At 70.0% G+C, this 20,524-nt stretch carries 20 protein-coding genes and 1 other RNA gene; 6 read left to right on the top strand and 15 right to left on the bottom strand.

What is annotated here, in order from left to right; genetic code table 11:
• Positions 1 to 137: 137 nt before the first annotated feature.
• The 6 genes from BN39_RS12310 to BN39_RS12285 form a co-directional block, all read right to left on the bottom strand.
• Positions 138 to 872 carry a thioredoxin domain-containing protein gene (locus BN39_RS12310; RefSeq protein ID WP_040767792.1) on the bottom strand — a complete coding sequence of 245 codons (735 nt, stop codon included), beginning with the start codon at positions 870 to 872 and terminating at the stop codon, positions 138 to 140.
• A 44-nt stretch (positions 873 to 916) separates the two neighbouring features.
• Positions 917 to 2,557: a phosphoglucomutase (alpha-D-glucose-1,6-bisphosphate-dependent) gene (pgm, locus tag BN39_RS12305; protein ID WP_019202711.1), complete on the bottom strand. Its 1,641-nt coding sequence runs from the start codon at positions 2,555 to 2,557 to the stop codon at positions 917 to 919.
• Between the two features lie 129 nt (positions 2,558 to 2,686).
• Entirely contained in the window at positions 2,687 to 4,081 is a 1,395-nt protein-coding gene (locus BN39_RS12300) for a GntP family permease (RefSeq protein WP_019202710.1), read from the bottom strand.
• A gap of 26 nt (positions 4,082 to 4,107) precedes the next feature.
• On the bottom strand, positions 4,108 to 4,731 hold the full coding sequence (locus BN39_RS12295; RefSeq protein WP_019202709.1) for a bifunctional 4-hydroxy-2-oxoglutarate aldolase/2-dehydro-3-deoxy-phosphogluconate aldolase: 624 nt from the start codon (positions 4,729 to 4,731) through the stop codon (positions 4,108 to 4,110).
• Positions 4,732 to 4,733: 2 nt separating this feature from the next.
• Positions 4,734 to 6,335 (bottom strand): amidohydrolase family protein, encoded by a 1,602-nt coding sequence (locus BN39_RS12290; protein ID WP_019202708.1) that lies wholly within the window; start codon positions 6,333 to 6,335, stop codon positions 4,734 to 4,736.
• 15 nt (positions 6,336 to 6,350) lie between these two features.
• Complete coding sequence (locus tag BN39_RS12285) at positions 6,351 to 7,604, bottom strand: amino acid deaminase (RefSeq protein ID WP_040767784.1); 1,254 nt, start codon at positions 7,602 to 7,604, stop codon at positions 6,351 to 6,353.
• Positions 7,605 to 7,718: 114 nt separating this feature from the next.
• On the opposite strand from BN39_RS12285, the gene BN39_RS12280 reads away from it, so the two are divergent.
• The 4 genes from BN39_RS12280 to BN39_RS12265 all read left to right on the top strand — a co-directional run bounded on the left by BN39_RS12280 (position 7,719) and on the right by BN39_RS12265 (position 11,021).
• The gene (locus BN39_RS12280; protein ID WP_019202706.1) at positions 7,719 to 8,747 is read left to right on the top strand and encodes a sugar kinase; all 1,029 of its coding nucleotides are present in this window, start codon (positions 7,719 to 7,721) and stop codon (positions 8,745 to 8,747) included.
• Entirely contained in the window at positions 8,744 to 9,490 is a 747-nt protein-coding gene (locus BN39_RS12275; RefSeq protein WP_019202705.1) for an IclR family transcriptional regulator, read from the top strand. The genes BN39_RS12280 and BN39_RS12275 overlap by 4 nt, the downstream gene beginning before the upstream one ends.
• A 46-nt stretch (positions 9,491 to 9,536) precedes the next feature.
• On the top strand, positions 9,537 to 9,941 hold the full coding sequence (locus BN39_RS12270) for a RidA family protein (protein ID WP_019202704.1): 405 nt from the start codon (positions 9,537 to 9,539) through the stop codon (positions 9,939 to 9,941).
• A 90-nt stretch (positions 9,942 to 10,031) separates the two neighbouring features.
• Positions 10,032 to 11,021, top strand: coding sequence for a cation diffusion facilitator family transporter (locus BN39_RS12265; RefSeq protein WP_019202703.1), 990 nt, complete (start codon positions 10,032 to 10,034; stop codon positions 11,019 to 11,021).
• Here BN39_RS12265 and BN39_RS12260 read toward each other — a convergent pair.
• The 9 genes from BN39_RS12260 to BN39_RS12225 form a co-directional block, all read right to left on the bottom strand.
• Entirely contained in the window at positions 10,991 to 11,944 is a 954-nt protein-coding gene (locus tag BN39_RS12260; protein WP_019202702.1) for an alpha/beta fold hydrolase, read from the bottom strand. The genes BN39_RS12265 and BN39_RS12260 overlap by 31 nt on opposite strands.
• 142 nt (positions 11,945 to 12,086) lie before the next feature.
• Positions 12,087 to 12,456: a transfer-messenger RNA gene (gene ssrA, locus BN39_RS22775) on the bottom strand.
• A gap of 352 nt (positions 12,457 to 12,808) precedes the next feature.
• The gene (gene smpB, locus BN39_RS12255) at positions 12,809 to 13,288 is read right to left on the bottom strand and encodes an SsrA-binding protein SmpB (protein WP_019202700.1); all 480 of its coding nucleotides are present in this window, start codon (positions 13,286 to 13,288) and stop codon (positions 12,809 to 12,811) included.
• Between the two features lie 132 nt (positions 13,289 to 13,420).
• On the bottom strand, positions 13,421 to 14,326 hold the full coding sequence (gene ftsX, locus BN39_RS12250; protein WP_019202699.1) for a permease-like cell division protein FtsX: 906 nt from the start codon (positions 14,324 to 14,326) through the stop codon (positions 13,421 to 13,423).
• A 39-nt stretch (positions 14,327 to 14,365) separates the two neighbouring features.
• On the bottom strand, positions 14,366 to 15,055 hold the full coding sequence (ftsE, locus tag BN39_RS12245) for a cell division ATP-binding protein FtsE (protein ID WP_019202698.1): 690 nt from the start codon (positions 15,053 to 15,055) through the stop codon (positions 14,366 to 14,368).
• 27 nt (positions 15,056 to 15,082) lie between these two features.
• Complete coding sequence (locus tag BN39_RS12240) at positions 15,083 to 15,688, bottom strand: hypothetical protein (RefSeq protein ID WP_019202697.1); 606 nt, start codon at positions 15,686 to 15,688, stop codon at positions 15,083 to 15,085.
• Positions 15,685 to 16,605, bottom strand: a complete 921-nt coding sequence (locus BN39_RS12235; RefSeq protein ID WP_019202696.1) for a mechanosensitive ion channel family protein — start codon at positions 16,603 to 16,605, stop codon at positions 15,685 to 15,687. The genes BN39_RS12240 and BN39_RS12235 overlap by 4 nt, the downstream gene beginning before the upstream one ends.
• A complete protein-coding gene (prfB, locus tag BN39_RS12230; protein ID WP_040766237.1) occupies positions 16,595 to 17,710 on the bottom strand; it encodes a peptide chain release factor 2 in 1,116 nt (371 codons plus the stop codon). The genes BN39_RS12235 and prfB overlap by 11 nt, the downstream gene beginning before the upstream one ends.
• 2 nt (positions 17,711 to 17,712) lie before the next feature.
• Positions 17,713 to 18,105 (bottom strand): hypothetical protein, encoded by a 393-nt coding sequence (locus BN39_RS12225; protein WP_019202694.1) that lies wholly within the window; start codon positions 18,103 to 18,105, stop codon positions 17,713 to 17,715.
• A 96-nt stretch (positions 18,106 to 18,201) separates the two neighbouring features.
• On the opposite strand from BN39_RS12225, the gene hisN reads away from it, so the two are divergent.
• Complete coding sequence (gene hisN / locus BN39_RS12220; RefSeq protein ID WP_019202693.1) at positions 18,202 to 18,999, top strand: histidinol-phosphatase; 798 nt, start codon at positions 18,202 to 18,204, stop codon at positions 18,997 to 18,999.
• Between the two features lie 133 nt (positions 19,000 to 19,132).
• Positions 19,133 to 20,509 carry an acyl-CoA dehydrogenase family protein gene (locus BN39_RS12215; protein WP_019202692.1) on the top strand — a complete coding sequence of 459 codons (1,377 nt, stop codon included), beginning with the start codon at positions 19,133 to 19,135 and terminating at the stop codon, positions 20,507 to 20,509.
• Positions 20,510 to 20,524: the final 15 nt, after the last annotated feature.

Raw genomic sequence — 20,524 nt, 5'->3', positions numbered from 1 at the left:
CTGCCAGTGTGGTGCGCTACCAGCTGCGCCATAGCCCCGTATGAACTTGTTCACCTGCGGTTTCCCGCCCGGAGAACATTACAGGAGGCTGCTCGCACGCACCAAATCGGCTGGTCAAGCCGTAACGGCCCAGGTTGCTAGCCCAGCCACCCGGCATCGCCGGGGTTGATCTTCTCGCCGTCCTTGAACACCGACGGGGTGCCCGTGGCGCCCACGTCGTTCATCAGGATGCTGCCCTCGCCCGCGTTCTTAGCGGACTCGGCGGTGTACTTGCCCTGGCTGACGGCGTCGGTCACGTCCGCGGGGAGCTCGGCACCGGCGCCCTTGGAGGCGTCGCCCACGGTCTTGGCGAGGTCGCCGTTCGACGGGTCGGTCTGGCCGCCCTCCGCGGGCTGGGTCGCGAAGATCGCCTTGTGGCTCGCGATCCAGGCCTTCTGCTTCTGGTCCTCCGGCAGCGACGACTTGGCGATCGCGAGCAGCGCGCCGCCGGCCCGGTCGGAGTAGTCGCCCGACGGGCTCTGGCCGTTGAGGAACGACAGCAGGTGGTAGCGCACCTTGACCTTGCCGCCCTCGATGGCCTCGATGATCTGGTCGCCGAACTGCTTCTCCATCGCGCCGCACGCGGGACACATCGGATCCTCGAAGAAGTCCAGCGTCACCGGGGCATCCTGCTTACCCGCGACGAACACGGCGGTGGCGGCGTCCAGCTTGCCCTTGGCCTGGTCGGCCGGCGTGCCCTCCTTCTTGCTCATCAGCAGCACGCCGCCGATGACGACGACGATGACCACGAGGATCGCGATACCGCCCAGCACATAGGTGGTGGTATTCGACTGCTTCACGGGAACGTACTTGGCGTTCTTACCCTTGCTCACGCGGACCACAATAGCGGTACATCAAAGAACTGCAGGTCAGCGGCCTAGGACCCCAACACTCCGTCCACGAGCGCCTTGGCCTCGGCCTGCACCTGGGCCAGGTGGTCCGGCCCGCGGAACGACTCGGCGTAGATCTTGTACACGTCCTCCGTGCCCGAAGGCCGCGCCGCGAACCAGGCGTTCTCGGTGGTCACCTTGAGCCCGCCGATCGGGGCGCCGTTGCCCGGCGCCCGGGTCAGCTTCGCCGTGATCGCCTCACCGGCCAGCTGGTCGGCGGAGACCTGCTCCGGCGACAACTTCGCCAGGACGGCCTTCTGCTCGCGCCCGGCGGGCGCGTCCGTCCGGGCGTACGACGGGACGCCGTACCGCTCGCCGAGGACCGCGAAGTGCTGCGACGGGGTCTTCCCCGTGGCGGCCAGGATCTCCGACGCCAGCAGCGCCATGATCACGCCGTCCTTGTCGGTGGTCCACACGCCGCCGTCGAGCCGCAGGAACGAGGCGCCGGCCGACTCCTCTCCCCCGAACCCGACGCCACCGTCGAGCAGCCCGGGCACGAACCACTTGAAGCCGACCGGCACCTCCAGGAGCGTGCGCTGCTGATCGGCGACGACGCGGTCGATCATCGACGAGCTGACCAGCGTCTTGCCGACCGCGGCGTCGTCGCGCCACCCCTTGCGGGAGGCGAAGAGGTAGTCGATCGCCACGGCCAGGTAATGGTTCGGGTTCATCAGCCCGCCGTCGGGCGTGACGATCCCGTGCCGGTCGGAGTCGGCGTCGTTGCCGGTGGCGATGTCGTACTGGTCCTTGTTCGCGATGAGCGAGGCCATCGCGTTCGGTGAACTGCAGTCCATGCGGATCTTGCCGTCGGTGTCCAGCGTCATGAACGCGAACTGCGGGTCCACCGTCGGATTGACCACCGTGAGGTTGAGGTTGTACCGGTCGCCGATCGCGCCCCAGTAGCCGACCGCGGCGCCGCCCAGCGGGTCCGCGCCGATGCGGACGCCCGCGTCGCGGATCTTGTCGAGGTGCAGGACGGACGGCAGGTCGCCCACGTAGGAGTCGAGGAAGTCGAACCGCTGCACGGAGTCCGATGCCAGGGCCTGCGCCAGCGGGACGCGGCGCACATCGCGGAGGCCGCCCTCGAGGATCTCGTTGGCGCGCGCGGCGATCACCCCGGTCGCGTCGGTGTCCGCGGGACCGCCGTTGGGCGGGTTGTACTTGAAGCCGCCGTCCGCGGGCGGATTGTGTGACGGGGTGACGACGATGCCGTCGGCCCGCACATCCGCGTGGTCGCGGTTGAAGGTGAGGATGGCGTGGCTCAGCGCCGGGGTGGGCGTGTAGCGGTCGTCGAGGTCGATGAGCGTGGCGACGCCGTTGGCCGCGAGCACCTCGACGGCCGTCTCCCACGCCGGCACCGAGAGCAGGTGCGTGTCCTTCGCGAGGAACAGCGGCCCGCGGATGCCCTGCGCTGCGCGGTACTCGACGATCGCCTGCGTGGTGGCCGCGATGTGGTTCTCGTTGAAGCTCCCGTTGAGCGAGCTCCCGCGATGACCCGAGGTGCCGAACGCCACACGCTGATCCGGATTCCCAGGATCCGGGACGACCGAATAGTACGCCGCGCGAACGGCTTCGACGTCGATCAGATCCTCGGGAAGCGCCGGCTGCCCGGCACGCGCATGAACCATCGGTAACCACCTCGTCTGGACACGTCGCGGATCACGCGACTTTCGTCCAAACGTATCCCCGCGGCCGTCTCCGCGCTCGCGAACCGGAAGCTTCCCGGCGGCGGGCGCGAAGACGCGCCGCGGGCACCGTCAGACGATCGCCCAGACGATGAGGACCATCGCGAAGCCCACCACCGAGAGCACCGTCTCCAGGACGGACCACGTCATGAGGGTCTGCTTGACGGTCATGTTGAAGTACTTCGCGACGATCCAGAACCCGCCGTCGTTGACGTGGCTGAGGATGATCGAGCCCGCGGAGATGGCGATCACGATGAGCGCGATCTGCGCCTGCGAGTAGTTCCCCGCCGCCACGGTCTCGCCGATGATGCCGGCGGTGGCGGTGATCGCCACCGTCGCAGAGCCCTGCGCGATGCGCAGCGCACAACTGACGAGGTACGCCGAGACGATGAGCGGCAGCCCCAGGTTCGACATCGAATGCGTGAGGGCGGTGCCGACGCCCGTGGCCTTGAGCACCGCGCCGAACAGGGCGCCGGCGCCGACCACGAGCAGGATCATGCCGATGGGCTTGAGCGCGGCCCCGGTCATCTCCGCCAACTGGTTCGCGTTGATGCCACGCCGGATGCCCAGCAGGTAGAACGCCATCACCACGGCGATGGTCAACGCCACCGCGGGAGTCCCGAAGAACACCAGGATCGAGTAGGGCTTGGTCCCCGGGTCCAGCGTCACCGAGCCGAACGTGCCGCCGAGGATGAGCAGCATCGGGACGGCGATGATGAAGGCGATGAGCCCCAGCGACGGCGGCTTCTTGCTGGCGTGCGCTTCCGCCGGAACGAAATCCTCGGGGACGTCCACGATGACCCGCTTGCCGATCCAGGTGCCCCACACCACGCCCGACGCGAACCAGGCGGGGATGCCGCAGACCAGGCCCATGATGATGATCCAGCCGAGCGAGGTGTGCAGGAGGCCGGCCGCGGCGACGGGGCCGGGGTGCGGCGGCAGGAACGCGTGGGTCATCGAGAGGCCGGCGAGCATCGGCATCGCGTACATCACGAGCGACTTGCCGCCGCGCTTGGCGGTCACGTAGACCAGCGGCGCCAGGATGAAGATGCCGATGTCGAAGAACACCGGGATGCCCAGGATGAGGCCGGTGACGCCCATGGCGATCGGTGCGCCCTTGGGCCCGAACAACTTCAGGAGCCAACTGGTCAGCACGTCGGCGCCGCCGGACCGTTCCAGGATCGCGCCGAGCACGGTTCCGAGGCCGATGATCGGGGCGATGTGCCCGAGGATTCCGCCGAAGCCGGTCTCCAGAATCGATTGCGCGGCGCCCTTCTGCGGGGATCCGACGAGCTTCTCCACCGACACGCCTGCCACCAGCGCGAGGCCGACGGACACGATGATCAGGGAGATGAACGGCTCGAGCTTGATCTTGATGATGAGGAACAGCAGCACGGCGATCGACAGGGCGGCCAGGGTGAGCAGGCCTCCCGTGTCGTGCTGCAGCCAGTCGACTACCGAGGACATGGGTGGTTCTCCCGTTCTTCGAGGAGCTAGAGCGCGGCGACGAATCGCGCGGCGCGGGTGGTGATATCGGCCCAGTCGCCGGCGGCGACGGTGTCTGGGGGCACGACGGACGTGCCGGCGCAGACGGCGACCGCGCCCGCACCCAGGAACTCGCTGGCGTTGGCCTCGCTGACGCCGCCCGAGGGCAGCAGCGGCAGGCCGGGGAAGGGCCCGTGCAGGTCCTTGAGGTATCCCGGGCCGAACGCGCGGGCCGGGAAGATCTTCACGGCGACCGAGCCCAGGTCCGCCGCGCGGGCGACCTCGGTCGGCGTCAGGGCGCCGAGGAACACCGGAGTGCCCAGGTCCCGCGCGGCCTCGGCGACGGCCTCGTTCACATCGGGGGTCACCAGGAACCGCGCGCCGGCGTTGACGGCGTCCCGCGCCTGCGCGGCCGTGCGCACGGTGCCCACTCCCAGGCTGGTCCCCTCGACGGTGGCGGCGCGTTCCAGGTGGCCCAGCACCCCGGGGGTGGTGAAAGTCAGTTCCACCGTGCGGATCCCGCCCTCGGCGAGGGCGCGGCACAGCGCGGCGGCGTCGGGCAGCTCGGGGGCGCGGACCACGGTGAGGGCGCGGTCGGCGGCGAGGCCGGCGAGTAGTCCGTTCTCGGACATGGCTACAGGACTCCTTCTTCGGTGAGGCGCAGGGCGCCGCCCGCGAGCGCGCCGGTGGGGTGTCCGTCGTCGAGCGCGGGGACGCCGCGCACGAGGACGTGGGTGAATCCCGCGGCGGGCGTGCGGGGCTCGTCGTAGGTGGCGCGGTCGATCACCGCGTCCGGGTCGAACAGGGCCAGGTCGGCGGCGTAGCCCTCGCGGACGAAGCCGCGCCGGACGAGGCGGAGGCGGCGCGCGGCGCGGCCGGTGAGGTGGCCCACGCACTCCTCGAGGCTCATCAGCCCGAGGTCGCGACTGTAGTGGCCGAGGTAGCGGGCGAAGGTGCCCCAGGCGCGCGGGTGGGGTTTGCCGCCCACGAGCAGGCCGTCGCTGCCGCCGGTGTGCCGCGGGTGGCGCATGATGGCGCGCACGTTCTCCTCGTGTCCCACGTGTTGCAGGATGCCCGTCGCGAGCCGGTCGTCGAGGAGGATGCCGATGCACACGTCGAACGGGTCGCGGTCCTCCGCCGCGGCGATCTGCGCGATGGTGCGGCCCACGTACGGGACGAGCGCGTCGCTGCCGACGCCGCTGATCTCGATGGTGTTCCACTCGGCGATCACGCCGTGGCACCCGTCGGACCCGGTGTGCTCCAGGTGCTCCCGGATGCGGTCGAGCGCGGCGGGGTCCCGGAGCCGGTCCAGCGTGGCGTCGGCGCCGCCCGACGCCGCCCAGCTGGGCAGGATCGCGGCGAGGGTGGTGGCTCCCGGGAGGTACGGGTAGGTGTCGAGGCTGATGTCCGCGCCGGCGGCGACGGCCTCGTCGAGCAGGTCCAGGAGCTCGGGCGCGCGCCCCTTGTTGGGGCCGAAGTTCAGGGTGGCGTGAGCCAGGTGCAGCGGGCATCCGGTGCGGCGGGACAGGTCGATCATCTCGCGGTAGGCCTCCATCGCGCCCGCCCCGTAGCTGCGGTGGTGCGGCGAGAAGTAGCCGCCGAGTTCGCCGGTGGTGCGCATGAGGGCGGCGAGCTCAGCATCGTCGGCGTACATCGCCGGGGTGTAGGTGAGGCCGGTGGACAGGCCGACGGCGCCCTCCCTCAGGCCCTGCGCGAGGATCTCCTGCATCCGCGCGACCTGCTCCGGCGTGGCGCCCCCGTCGTCGAATCCCCGTGCCAGACCGCGCAACAGGCCGTGCGGCACGAGATACGCGAGATTGGTGGCCGTCCTCCGCGCGTCGATCTCGTCCAGGTACTCGCCGACGGTGCGCCAGGAGAAGTCGAAGTCGTCGGGGTTGGTGTTCCACCCGGCGATCTGGCGCCGCACCACGGACAGGGTCTCGTCGGAGACCGGTGCGTAGCTCAGCCCGTCCTGCCCGATCACCTCGCACGTGACGCCCTGCGTGATCCGCGAGGGATGCTCGGGATTGAGGAAGACCTGGAGATCGGAGTGGGCGTGCATGTCGATGAAGCCCGGGCTCAGCGCGAGGCCGTCGGCGTCGATGGTGCGGTGCGCCGCGCCCAGATCCGTTCCGATCGCGGTGATGGTGTCGCCGGTGATCGCGACGTCGGCGGTGTAGCGCGGGGTTTCCGTCCCGTCGACGACGGACGCGCCCCGGATGAGGATGTCGTGCATGGTGATTCCCGGATCTCAGAAGTAGGTGGAGACGAGGTCGACGATCACGGGGTTCGCGCCGTCATCGGCGACGACGGGGATGACGCGCCACTTGTCGAACACGGTGCAGGGGTGGCTGAGCCCGAGCCGCACCACGTCGCCCACGCGGAGCGGATCGCCGGCGTCGATGCGCAGGAAGGCGTGCTGATCGTTGACGGCGGTGATCTCGCCGCCGATCCGCCGCTGCTCTCCTCCGAGTTCCGCTGCGGCGGCCTGCGGTTCGGGCAGGCCCTCGTCGAAGGAGACGTCCCGGCGGCCCACGTCGAGGAGGGCGAGCGCGGGCTCCGGACGGGAGATCACCCGGGCCCAGACGTGCATGGCGGAGCGGAGCCTCGGGGCGCCGGTCTCGCGGCCCGACGGCGTGATGTACCGGTAGAAGCCGTCGTCGTGGATGATGTACGCCCCGGAGCGGACCACGACGCGTGCGCCCTCGATGCCGCCGAGCACGGCCGCGACACGGTCGAAATACGCGCTGCCACCGGCGGAGACGACGATCCGCCCCTCGGGGTAGAGGGGGCGCATCCGCTCGTGCAGGGCCCTGAGGTTCCGCAGGTACGCGTCGACGGTGCCGAGCGCCTCGGCGGAGGTGTCGTGGGCGAACGCGCCCTCGTAGCCCGTGACGCCGCCGAGCCGCAACCGCGCGGACCCCGCTACCCGCTCGGCGATCGCGTACGCCTCGTCGACGGTGCGCGCCCCGGTCCGGCCGCCGGGGCCGCCGAGCTCGACGAGCACGGTCGGCTGCCGGCGCGCGCCCGCGAGCCCGGCCTCCACGGCGTCGACGGTGCCGAGCGAGTCCGCCCACAGCGTGACGGTGAGGCCGGAATCCGCATCGAGGGCGGCACCCAGCCAGCGCAGGCCCGCCGGGTCGGCGATCGCGTTCGCCACGTGCACGTCCTTGACGCCGGCGGCGACGGCCACCTGCAGCTGCGGCAGGTTGGCCACGGTGATGGCGGTGGCACCGGCGTCGGTCTGCGCCTTCCAGAGTGCGGGCGCCATCGTGGTCTTGCCGTGCGGTTCGAGGTCCACGTCGTGCGCGGCGGTCCACCGGGCGAACTCGGCCACGTTGTCCGCCATCGCCGCACCGTCGAGCACGAGCACCGGGGTCGACAGCTCCCCGAGACGCGGTGCGCGCGCCAGGAAGTCCGCCGTGTCCAGGCCGTCCGCCCACGCCGGCACCGCCTTGTCGGCGAGGCTCAGGGTGGTCGGTCGGTGCGCGATCCCGGTGGTCATCACGGTCCCCAATCTGCTATGTTGCGTATATTGCAATCAACGTTGCGTGATGCGTGTCACAGACGGTAGCATCACGATCGGACCGGGCACAACCACGAGAATTCGGAGGCGGGCGTGACGAGACCACCGCTGATCGCCTGCGTCGGCGAACCGCTCGCACTGGTCGCCGCGCGCGATCTGGAGGCGACCGCGCCGCCCATGCACGTCGGCGGCGCCGAGGCCAACGTCGCCGCAGGGCTCGCGACGCTCGGTAGCCGCGTCGCCTTCGTCGGCCGCGTCGGCGCTGACGCCGAGGGGGCGGCGATCGCCGCCTACCTGCGTGAGCACGGCGTGGACGTGGGCCCCCTCGAGACGGACCCGTCGGGTTTCACCGGCCGCTACGCCAAGACCGAGGGCGTGGACGCGGCGGGCGAGCCCGCGACCACGAGCACGTACCGGCGGGCGGGGTCCGCCGCGTCGGCGATGGCCCCCGACTACCTGCGGCGCCCCGCGGTCGCGCCCGCGCTCCACGAGGCCTCGATCGTGCACACCACCGGCATCACGCCCGCCCTGTCGCCGACCTGCGCGGCGCTCACCTCCGCCCTGCTCCGCGACCGACGCGGCGTATCCGGCACCGTCACCTTCGACGTGAACTGGCGCGAGCAGCTCTGGCCCGACGGCGATCCCGGCCTCGTCGTCGAACTCGCGCGCAGCGCGGACGTGGTGCTCGTCGGGTCCGACGAGGCCGAGCGCGTCCTGGGCACCGGCGACCCCGCCGCCGTCCGCGCACTGCTGCCGGAACCGCGCACCGTCGTCGTCAAGGACGGCGCCGAGCGCGCAGTCTCCGTCGACCGGGACGGAACCGAGACCTCCGTGCCCGCGCTGTCGGTCACCGTCGTCGAGCCCGTCGGCGCCGGGGACTCGTTCGCAGCCGGGTTCCTGCACGGCCTGGCGCGCGGCGACGACCTCCGCAGCTGCCTGCGGCGCGGCCACGCGGGCGCGGCCGCGACACTGACGGTGCGCGCCGACTTCGCGGTGCTCCCTCCGGCATCCCTGGATGCGCTGCTCACGTGTTCCGAGGAGGACTGGGCCGCAGCACATGTCGGACCCGAAGGCGCCCTCCTCGCCGGGACGACGTTCCCCGCGCCGAGGGGGACCGCATGAGCCAGAGCCTGATCCGCGCACTCGACATCCTCACCCTGCTCGGCGACGGGCCCGCGACCCTCGACGAACTGGCCGACGAGCTGGGGGTGCACAAGACCACCGTGCTGCGCCTGCTGCGCCCGCTCACCGACGCCCGGTTCACCTACCACGACGAGACGCACCGTTACCACCTGGGCTCGAGGCTGTTCGACCTTTCCGCGCGGGCGGCCGAGCAGCGCGGCGTGCGCACGGTCGCGTCGCCGCACCTGGTCGAATTCAATCGCGAGCACGGACGCACCACGCACCTGGCCGCCCGCGAGGGCGACGCGGTGGTCTACATCGACAAACTGGAGTCCCGGGACCTCATCCGGATGTACTCGCGGGTGGGCATGGAGGCCAACCTGAATTCGAGCGCCGTCGGGAAGATCCTGCTGGCCGACCTGCCGGACACCGAGCTTCGGCAGATCGTGGCGGGGATGGACTTCACCCGGCGGACCGCCAACACGATCGTGACGCCGGAGGCCTACCTCGCGGAGATCGCTACCGTGCGCGAACAGGACTGGGCGGCGGACCGCGAGGAGAACGAGCCCTCCATCAACTGCATCGGCGCACCGATCAGGGACGCGTCCGGCGCCGTCGTCGCCGCGGCCTCGGTGTCGGTCCCCGACGTGGTGCTGCCCTTCGACGAGCTGCTGAAACTGCTGGAGCCGCTGCGCGCGACGTGCGCCGCGATCTCCGCCGACTGCGGGTTCCGCCCGCGCTGAATCCTCCCGGGGACCCCGGGAACCGTAAGAGAGTAGAGGAGAACCCATGCCCGCCACCGCCGTCTCGACCACCGACGCACCGGCCCCCGCCCACTTCTTCAGCCAGGGGGTGCGCCGCGGAAACCTGCTGCAGGTCTCGGGCCAGGGCCCGATGGACCCGGCCACCAACCAGTACATCGCCGAGGGTGACGTCAAGGCGCAGACCCGCCGGACGCTGGAGAACGTCAAGGCCATCCTCGCCGCCGGCGGCGCGTCGATCGCCGACGTGATGATGTTCCGCGTGTACCTCACCACCCGCGACGACTTCGGCCCGATGAACGAGGCCTACGGCGAGTTCATCGCCGAGAACGTCCCCGAGGGCGCCGCGCTCCCCTGCCGCACCACGGTGTTCGTGGACCTGCCGCACGAGGTGATGCTGGTCGAGATCGACGCGCTCGCCGTCCTCGACTGAGCCCAGCTGTTGTTATATGCGAATGTCACAATGTATCGTTCCCCCGGATGCCCGGGCTGAAGCCCGGGCGATGACCGGAGGGAACGTCGCATGGGCGCGGGACATTCGCACGCGGGGCACGATCACGGGGTGTCGGCCGACGCGGACAAGCGCTGGCTGAGCATCGCGCTCGCGCTCCTCGTCGCCTTCATGGCGATCGAGGTGACGATCGGCATCATCGCCAGTTCGCTGGCCCTGATCACCGACGCGGCGCACATGCTCACCGACGCCGCCGCGATCGTGCTCGCGCTGGTCGCCATCCGGATCTCCGCGAAGCCGGCCAAGGGCGGCTACACGTTCGGGCTCAAGCGGGCCGAGATCCTCTCCGCCCAGGCCAACGGCATCACGCTGCTGCTGCTCGCGGCGTTCTTCGTCTACGAGGGCGTCTCGCGGCTGATCACCCCGCCGGACGTCGACGGCAGGCTCGTGTTCTTCACGGCACTGGCCGGGTGCGCGGTGAACCTCGCCGCCACTTGGTGCATCCGCCGGGCGAACCGCACCAGCCTCAACGTCGAGGGCGCGTACCAGCACATCCTCAACGACCTCTACGCGTTCATCGCCACCGCGATCGCCGGCGCGATCATCTGGACCACAGGATGGGGCCGTGCGGACGCCGTCGCCGCCCTCGTGGTGGCCGCGCTCATGCTCAAGGCGGGCTGGGGCCTCGTCAAGGCCTCCGGCCGGATCTTCCTCGAGGCCGCACCCGAGGGCGTCGACCCGGCCTCGGTCGGCCAGGACATCGCCACCGTGCCCGCCGTCGAGGAGGTGCACGACCTGCACATCTGGGAGATCACCTCCGGCCAGGCGGCGCTCTCCGCGCACGTCCTGGTGACCCCCGGCGCGGACTGCCACGCGGTGCGCGCGTCGGTGAGCGCGAAGCTGCACGACGACTACGCCATCGAGCACGCGACGCTGCAGGTGGACCACGTCGGCGAGGAGGAGCACTGCGGGGAGCAGCACGGCGAGCCGATCCTCGCCGAGCCCGAGACCATGACGCTGCGGGTGCCGCCTCAGGCACCGAAGAACGGCGGCACCACGTAGCAGGGCACCGGCCGCGGGTGCTGCGGATCGAGCGCGTTGAGCACGAAGTAGGCGGCGCGCCGCGAGCCCGCGATGGCCAGATGGTCCGAGAAGTCCTGCCCGCAGGTGTCCTGGACGACGATGTTGCGCACCGTCGTTCCGGGCGGACCGTCGAGCTGACCGCTCGTGTACGGGAGTACGAGCTCGTCGTACCGGGTGGAGATGTTCGTGTACTCCACGCCCTTCGCGTAGGGCGTGCCACCGGCCCAGACCTCGTCGAGGAAGCGCGATCCGGGGAGCATGTCGCCGATCGACTCGAAGACCGGGAAGAACGGATCGCGGATGTTCAGGCCCCGGACGAACACCGACGCGGCGCGCCCGAGGTCACCCCCGGTGCCGCGCCACAGGGGCGCCAGGGAGACGTACCTGCCCACCGTGCCCGCGCCGCCGAGCTTCTTCACGTAGTACGAGGGCATCAGCGTGCCCTGCGAGTGGCCGATCAGGTCCACCTTCTTCGCGCCCGTCGCTTTCAGAACGCGTTCCACCGTGCCTTTGAGCTGCTGCGCGCTCTGTGCCAGTGGCCGGGTCCCGCCGATCTGGTTGACCGGCCACGGCGCGCCCGGCAGGGCACCGTAGGTGAAGCTGAACACGCAGTAGCCGTTGTTCTTGAGCAGCGGCGCGTAGGCACCCCAGTTGGTCTGCGAGCCGCCGCCCGTCCCGTGCACGAGCACGACCGGATTCGGGTGTTTCGCCGTGGGCGTGCAGGAGTAGTCGTTGGTCCCCGGCAGCGAGCCGTTGGGGTTGGACAGCTCGAACGGGATGCCGCCGAAGAAGTTGTAGTTCTCGGGCAGGGGCTCGGCCTGGGCCGGCGCGGCGAGCCCGGCGAGCAGGATCGCCGACGATGCGGCCGCCACCGTCCGGCGCAGTACGGAACGCAGGTTCATGTTCGCTGACAATAACCGCTGTCACCCCGGAAGGGACGCGATTGTTAGAACTTGTTCTACAGATTCTGGGCGGCCGCCCGTCGATCCGCCGACGACCCCCACGACGACGAAGCGCCCCCGACCGGTGGTCGGGGGCGCCGTCCTGTGGAGCCGCCGGGAATTGAACCCGGGTCCTCCGTCATTTCTACGGGGCTTCTCCGTGCGCAGTCCGCTGTGTCTCTACTCGGATCTCCCGGTCTCACGGACGAGCCGGGATGACGATCCCAGTCGCTGTTTGATGTCCCTCACGATGCCGCGACCGCACCGTGAGGTGATCCCTCTAGCTGATGCCAGTGACCGGGCCGAGGGCGAACCCGGGCTGACAGACTCGCCTGGCTGCTTAGGCAGCGAGAGCGAAGTCGCGCTGATTGGAATCGGCGCTTAATTGGTTGCCGCGACGCTTACGGTGGTCTCCAGCCTGCACCGGCACGCTTCCCCCGCGTCAACAAACGAAGTCGAAACCGATCGGCCCCTCATCGCCGCTTCCGCGGAGCCCACTCCTTGCGGGGTGGAGACTCCAGGGTACTCCATCTCGACGGGCCCGCGTCCACCCCTTTTCTCGGTGGGCGAACGCGTGCGGTCAGACCAGGCGCAGGCGGGTACTGGCGGTGGAGGCACTCATGTTCGCGAGCACGGTGATCAGCACCGCGCCCACTCGACGTGCCCAGGACGTGATCTTGGCCTTGTTCTCGACGCTCATCGCGATCCGCTCCTCACTTGAGTCACAAGAGTCACATCAGCAACTCTGTAACCATTGAAGAACTCCGGCGAACGCGACACAACGCGCCACGCCGTACGGACGTGAAACAGAGGGAGAATCGCAGCTCAGCCGCGCATGCCCTTGACGCGCCGGCCCAGCTCACGGACCAGCTCGCGCTCGGCGGTGCGGCGGGCGATGTCCTGCCGCTTGTCGTAGTCCTGCTTGCCCTTGGCGAGCGCGAGCTCCACCTTGACCCGACCGTCGCTGAAGTACATCGACAGCGGCACCAGGGTCAGGTTGCCCTCGCGGACCTTGCCGGTCAGCATGTCGATCTGGCGGCGGTGCAGCAGCAGCTTCCGCGTGCGCCGCGGGGTGTGGTTGGTCCAGGACCCGTTCCCGTACTCCGGGATGTGCAGGCCGCGCAGCCAGACCTCGCCGTCGTCGATCGTGGCGTACGCGTCCACGAGCGACGCCTTGCCGTCGCGCAGCGCCTTGACCTCGGTCCCGACCAGCACCACGCCGGCCTCGAAGGTGTCGAGAACGGCGTAGTTGTGGCGGGCCTTGCGGTTGCTGGCGATCACCGAGCGACCCTTCTCCTTCGCCACGACGCGACCTTCCTTTCGAACACCTACGGGACCGGGCGACGAGCCCGGACACGGAACTGGACAACCAGTCCAGTCTACGGTCGCCCGACGGTGCCGGGGAAGCGAGTTTCGCCTCCCCGGTCACGACCGCCGCTACTCGCGGACGTAGAAGCGGAGGGTCACGTACCCCGTCAGCGCCGCCATCCCGGCGCCGACCACGATGAGCCAGGGAGACACGAGGAGCACATCGGTGTTGGTGATCCGCGCCAGGATGTTCACGCCGTAGAGCTCACGCAGCGCCTTGTCGAAGAACAGCCCCTTGCCCACGAACAGGCCGGCCACGGCGAGGCCGGCGCCGATCACCGCGGCGAGCACGGCCTCCAACAGGAACGGCAGCTGGGTGTACCAGCGGGAGGCGCCCACGAGCCGCATGATCGACACTTCCGTCCTGCGCGTGTACGCCGCGACCTGGACCATGTTCGCGATCAGCAGGACCGCCGCGACGGCCTGGATCAGGGCGACGAAGAAGGCGGCGTTCCGGGCGCCGTTGAGCACGGAGAACACCCTCTCGACCAGCTCGCGCTGGTCCTGAACGCCGGCCACCCCCGGCTGCGCCTTGACCGCGTCGATCACCGCGGAGAACTTGTTCTCGTCCTCGACGCGCACCTTGAACGACGCCGGCAGCACGCCGGGTCGCACCAGGTCTGCGAGCTCGGGCTGCCCGGCGAAGGTCTTGGTCTTCGCCGTCTCCAGGGCCTCGTCCTGGGAGATGTAGTCCACGGAGTCGACGCCGGACTGCTGCTTGATCTTGGCCTCGATCGCCTGGCACGTCTCCTTCTGGCAGTTCGGATCCTCGGCGGCGACCTTGTCGTCGACGAACACCTGGATCTCCACCCGCTGCAGGAAGATGTCCTGGCTCTTATCGGCCATACGCACCACCAGCAGCCCGCCGCCGAAGAGGCCCAGCGAGATGGCGGTGGTGAGGATCATGGCGATGGTCATGCTCACGTTCCGGCGCAGGCCCGTGAGGACCTCGCTGGTGATGAAGCTGGCACGCACTCGAAATCAGTCCTTCGATTCGTCTCGATCGTCTGCGCGTCAGCGGCCCAGGCCGTAGACGCCGGTGGCGTCGTCGCGCACCATCTCGCCCAGTCGGAACTCGATGACGCGGCGGCGCATCGAGTCGACGATGTGGCGGTCGTGTGTGGCCATGACCACGGTGGTCCCGGCCCGGTTGATCCGGTCCAGCACGTCCACGATCTCCGCCGAGGTGTCGGGGTCGAGGTTGCCGGTGGGCTCGTCGGCGAGCAGCACCAGCGGGCGGTTGGCGATGGCGCGCGCGATCGCGACGCGCTGCTTCTCGCCGCCCGACAGCTCGTCGGGCATCCGGTCCGCCTTGCCACCGAGCCCCACGTAGTCGAGCACCTGCGGCACCGTGCGGTCGATCACGGTGCGGGACTTGCCGATCACCTCGAGCGCGAACGCCACGTTCTCCGCCACCGTCTTCTGCTGGAGCAGCCGGAAGTCCTGGAACACGCACCCCATCGACTGCCGGAGCAGCGGAACGCGGCGCCCGGACAGCTTGTTCACGTGGAAGTCGCCGACGTACACGTCGCCGGTGGTCGGCCTGTCCTCCTTGAGCAGCAGCCGGAAGAACGTCGACTTGCCCGAACCCGACGGTCCGATGAGGAAAGCGAACTCCCCCTTACCGATCTGCAACGACAGATCGTTGAGCGCCGGCCGGGCCGACGCCTTGTATTTCATAGTGACGTTCTGGAGCGTGATCACGGTCGCCCAGTGTAACCACCGGTGAGCTCAGGCCGCGGGAGCCGCCGTCGTCGGTGCGCCGCCCGTGGACGGTTCGCCCTGGCCCGGCCGGGTCGGCAGGGGCACCGTGCCGATGCCCGGGATCGGGATCCCGTTCGCCGTCGTCGTCCCGCTCGACGGTGCGCCGTCGGTCGATTCGCGGTCCCCGGACGGGACCCCCGTGGCGGACGCGCCGGAGGGCACCGTCGAACCGCTGGTGCCCGCCCTCGACGACGGCGCCGGGCTCGACTCGGTCCACGGCGTCCGCGAATCGGTGGTCTCGGGCCGCACGGGAGCCTGCGTCTCCGACGAGGTCGCCGCGGGCTTGCCGGTCTTCTGCTCCTCGATGGGGACGAACTCGTCCCGCAGCGTGAGGTACCACCAGAGCAGCAGCACGAACAGGACGAGCAGGATCACGGTGCTGGTGCGGGCCCGGGTGTGCGGGATGTGCTTGGGAAGCCGGTCCCACAGCGGCGGTGAGAGGCGCTTGGCGGCGCCCTGCTCCTCCGGCGGCTTCACCGCCGAGCCGTCGAGCTTCTGCGTGGCGGCCTCGATCTTCTCGGTCGGGGCGTCGGGCTTCGGCCCGTCGTTCCGCGGGTCGCGGGGGTCGGTCACTTCGACGCCACCTCCCCCTCGGCCGCGTCCTCGACGGTGTCGGTGACCGGGTCCACGTCGATGCCCGCGGTGGCGAGGCTGCGGACGATGCGCTCGCGCAGGTTGCGCCCCACCTCGAACTGCTTGCCGGGCAGGGTCCGCGCGACCATCCGCACGTTGACCTGGCTGAGGTCGATCGATTCGACGCCCATCACCGTGGGCTTGTCGAGCAGCAGGGTGGACAGCCGCGGGTCGGTGGCCGCGCGCTCCCCCACGCGGTGCAGGAGCGGGTTGACCTTCCCCATGTCGACGGTCTTCGGCAGCGGGATGTCGACCACGGCGCGCGCCCAGTCCTTGGACAGGTTGGTGGCCTTGACCACCTGGCCGTTGGGCACGGTGATCACCTCGCCGTCGGTGTTGCGCAGCTTGGTCACGCGCAGCGTCACGTCCTCGACGGTGCCCTCCGCCTCGGAACCGCCGACCAGCGCGAGGTTCACCACGTCGCCGAAGCCGTACTGCCGCTCGGTGATGAGGAAGAACCCCGCCAGCAGGTCCTGCACCACGCGCTGCGCGCCGAAGCCCAGTGCCGCGCCGATGATGGTGGCCGGGGCGACCAGCGCGTTGATCGGCACGCCCAGCGCCGTGACGATCTGATAGCTGGTGAACAGGTAGATGATCGCGATCGCGACCCAGCTGACCACCTGGATCAGCGCGTGCTGGTGCTTCGCCGATTCGGAACGGACCAGCGAATCGCTGTGCGCGAACTGCGCGTCGATGCGCATGGTGACCCGCGCGGACGCCCAGTTGACGAACCGGTTGGCCAGGACGGCGGCGATCAGCCACAGCAGCACCGGCAGGATGCGGTGGAACAGCAGTAGTCGCCAGCCCGCCGTGGACGGGAGGTCGAAGACGCCGGCCAGGAGCGCGCTACTCGTCATCGCCCCTCATCCGCCACCGGATGCCGGCCTCGATGAAGCCGTCGAGGTCACCGTCGAGCACGCCCGACGGGTTGTTCACCTCGTAGTTGGTCCGCAGGTCCTTGACCATCTGGTACGGGTGCAGCACGTACGAGCGCATCTGGTTGCCCCAGGACGCACCCTCGTTCGTCTTGAGCGCGTCCATCTGGGCCCGCTCCTCCTGGCGCTTGCGCTCGAGCAGCTTGGCCTGCAGCACCTTCATGGCCGAGACCTTGTTCTGCAGCTGGCTCTTCTCGTTCTGGCAGGTCACCACGATGCCCGTGGGGACGTGGGTCAGCCGGACCGCGGAGTCGGTGGTGTTGACCGACTGACCGCCGGGACCCGAGCTGCGGTACACGTCGACGCGCACCTCGTTCTCGTCGATGTCGATGTGGTCGGTGGTCTCCACCACGGGCAGCACCTCGACCTCGGCGAAGGAGGTCTGGCGGCGGCCCTGGTTGTCGAACGGGCTGATCCGCACGAGCCGGTGCGTGCCCATCTCCACGGAGAGGGTGCCGTAGGCGTAGTCGGTCTTGACGGCGAACGTCGCGGACTTCAGGCCCGCCTCCTCGGCGTAGCTGGTGTCGTAGACCTCCACGCCGTAGCCGTGCTTCTCGGCCCAGCGCACGTACATGCGCATGAGCATCTCGGCCCAGTCCGCGGCGTCCACGCCGCCCGCGCCCGCGCGGATGTTCACCAGTGCGTCGCGGTGGTCGTACTCGCCCGAGAGCATGGTCTTCACTTCCATGGCCTCGATCTCCGAGCGCAACTGCGCGCGGTCGCCGTCGGCGTCCTCGAGCGCGACCGCACGATCGTCGCCCTCCTCCGCCTCGGCCAGCTCGTAGAGGACGGGCAGGTCGTCGAGGCGCTGCCGCAGGTCCGTCACGCGGCGCAGCTCGGACTGGGCGTGCGAGAGCTCGCTCGTGACCTGCTGGGCGTTGGCCTGATCGTTCCAGAGGTCGGGGTCGGACGCCTTCTGCTCGAGCTCGTCGACCCGGCGTCCCAGCTCCTCGAGATCGATCACCTTCTCCACTGTCCGGAGGGTGGTCTCGAGGCTCTCGATGTCTGCGGTCACGTCAGGATGCACAGTTATCCAGGATACTGCTCGGGCGGGCCGTACGAGTCCGGTGGCGGGGTTAGGCTCCCGACCTCCCAGGAGGTCTCGACCTTGCCCACCTTGTAGTACACGGGCAGTTGATCACCCACCTCCGGCCAGCGCTGACCGAAATCCATGACGAGCCGGCGGTACACCTGCGTGGGCCGCGCGCTGGGCCCGGTGATGCTGCCGGAGATGGTGGCGAACGCCTGGCCGTTCTGGTCCGCGTCGTCCGGCCGTTCGGTCACCCCGCTGATGGTGAGGACACCGTCCTCCATACCGGGCCCCGCCACCGCCGTGCCCGCGACCACCTTCCGCGAGCGCCGCCAGCCCATGACGAGCGCCGCGAGAATCACCCCGAGAATCGCGATCCAGATCAGCTCCATACGCCCAGATTAGCGATCGACCCGGCGGGGTGAGGCCCGCGCGACGATCGGACGCGCGGTGACCCGCGCACCGGGCCCGGTGGGTACCTTGCTCGTATGTCGAGCGCACCGTCGAACCCCTCCTCCGATCTCGTTCTCGCCCTGGCCCTCGCGGACCTGGCCGACTCGATCACCATGGCGCGCTTCGGCGCGCTCGATCTCCGGGTGGACGCCAAACCGGACCTCACTCCGGTCTCGGACGCGGACCTCGCCACCGAGACGGCGCTGCGCGAGCGCCTGGCCGCGGACCGCCCGGACGACGCGGTGCTCGGCGAGGAGTTCGGCGGCGACGCGGTGTTCTCGGGGCGGCAGTGGGTGATCGATCCGATCGACGGCACCAAGAACTACGTGCGGTCCGTGCCCGTGTGGTCGACGCTCATCGCGCTGCTCGAGGACGGCGTGCCGGTGGCCGGCGTGGTGTCCGCGCCCGCGCTGCGCCGCCGGTGGTACGCCTCGGCGGGCGGCGGCGCGTTCGTCGTGTTCGACGGTGGCGAGCCCCGTCGGATCCGCGTGTCCGCCGTCTCCGAGATCGCGGACGCGAGCATCTCCTTCTCCGACCTCTCCTACTTCGCGGACCGCGAGGCGCGGGCCCGGTTCCTGGCCCTGGCGGACGACGCGTGGCGCCTGCGCGGTTACGGCGACTTCTGGAGCTACTGCCTGGTGGCCGAGGGTGCCGTGGACGTCGCGGCGGAACCCGAGGTGTCGCTCTGGGACCTGGCCGCCGTGGAGATCCTGGTCCGAGAGGCCGGGGGCGTGTTCACGGGGTACGACGGTGCGCCCGGCCCGCACGGTGGTTCGGCGATCGCCGCGAACCCGGCACTGCACCCCTATGTGCTGCGACGTCTCAATCCGTGACACACGGACGCATGTTTCGTCCCACCTCTTGGCACCGACCTTACCGCGGAGTAAGGTCTTAACTGACTCAAGAGTAAGTTGGCGGCGAAGGCCCGGGACCAGCTCCCCCACCGGCGTCGCCCACGACGACAAGATGGTGGAGATGAGCACGTCAACCGACCCCCGGGACACCAGCGCCATCGGGAAGAACCCGATCCGGCGAAACCCGACCGGCCAGCTGATCCGCGCCCTGATGGCCGTGGTCCAGACGCCGTTCGTGCAGAACCGAGGCCTCCAGGACCTCGTGAACCGCGTCGCCTACGAGGGCACCAAGACCGGCTTCAAGGCGCTCGGCGCCGCGAACCGCACCTTCAAGGTGGTCGCCGGCACCGGTAAGCCCAAACGGCTCGGCGCCAGCACGAAGACGACCTACGACCTCACGCCCGACGACGAGCAGAAGATGATCGTCGACACGGTCAAGGACTTCGCCGCCGAGATCGTCCGGCCCGCAGCGTTCGACGCGGACGCCGCGACCGAGGCCCCGGAGTCGCTGCTCGAGCGCGCCACCGAGCTGGGCATCACGATGATCAACGTGCCGGAGGAGTTGGACGGCGCCGGCACCGACCGCGGCGTGGTCACCAACGCGCTCGTGGCCGAGGCCCTCGCCTACGGCGACATGGGCCTCGCGCTGCCGATCATCGCGCCGAGCGGCGTCGCGGTGGCGCTGTCGCAGTTCGGCTCCGACGGCCAGCAGAAGACCTACCTCACCGAGTTCGCGGGCGAGGAGGTGCCGCAGTCCTCCGTGGTGATCGCGGAGCCCGGCGCCCTGTTCAATCCGTTCGCGCTGTCCACCAAGGCCACCCGCACCTCGGGCGGCTACGTGCTCAGCGGCGTGAAGTCGATGGTGCCGCAGGCCGGTTCGGCCGAGCTGTTCGTGGTCGGCGCCGAACTGGACGGCAAGCCCGCGCTGTTCATCGTGGAGTCCGGCACCGACGGCGTGATCGTGGAGGGCGACCCCAGCATGGGCCTGCGCGCCGCCTCGCTCGGCCGCCTCAACCTCAACAACGTCAAGGTGCCGTCGACGGCGCTGCTGGGCGAAGTCGACCTCGACACCGCCGCGCAGAACTACACCGACGTGGTGCGCCTCGCCCGCCTCGGCTGGTCGGCGCTCGCGCTGGGCACCTCGCGTGCCGTCCTCGACTACGTGACCCCGTACGTCAAGGAGCGCGAGGCCTTCGGCGAGCCGATCGCCCACCGCCAGGCCGTCGCGTTCGCGGTGGCCGACATGGCCACCGAGATCGAGGGCCTCGAGTTGCTCGTGTGGCGCGGCGCCTCGCGCGCCGAGCAGGGCCTCTCGTTCAGCCGCGAGGCGGCGCTGGCGCGGAAGTTCGCCACCGACAAGGGCATGCGCATCGGCCTCGACGGCGTGCAGCTGCTCGGCGGCCACGGATTCACCAAGGAGCACCCGGTCGAGCGCTGGTATCGCGACCTGCGCGCCGTGGGCATCGCCGAGGGCGTCGTCGTCCTCTAGCCGACCTTCTGACAC

The organism is Tsukamurella sp. 1534 (genome assembly GCF_000312385.1).
Classification (GTDB): domain Bacteria; phylum Actinomycetota; class Actinomycetes; order Mycobacteriales; family Mycobacteriaceae; genus Tsukamurella.
This window is presented reverse-complemented; position numbering and strand designations above follow the sequence as displayed.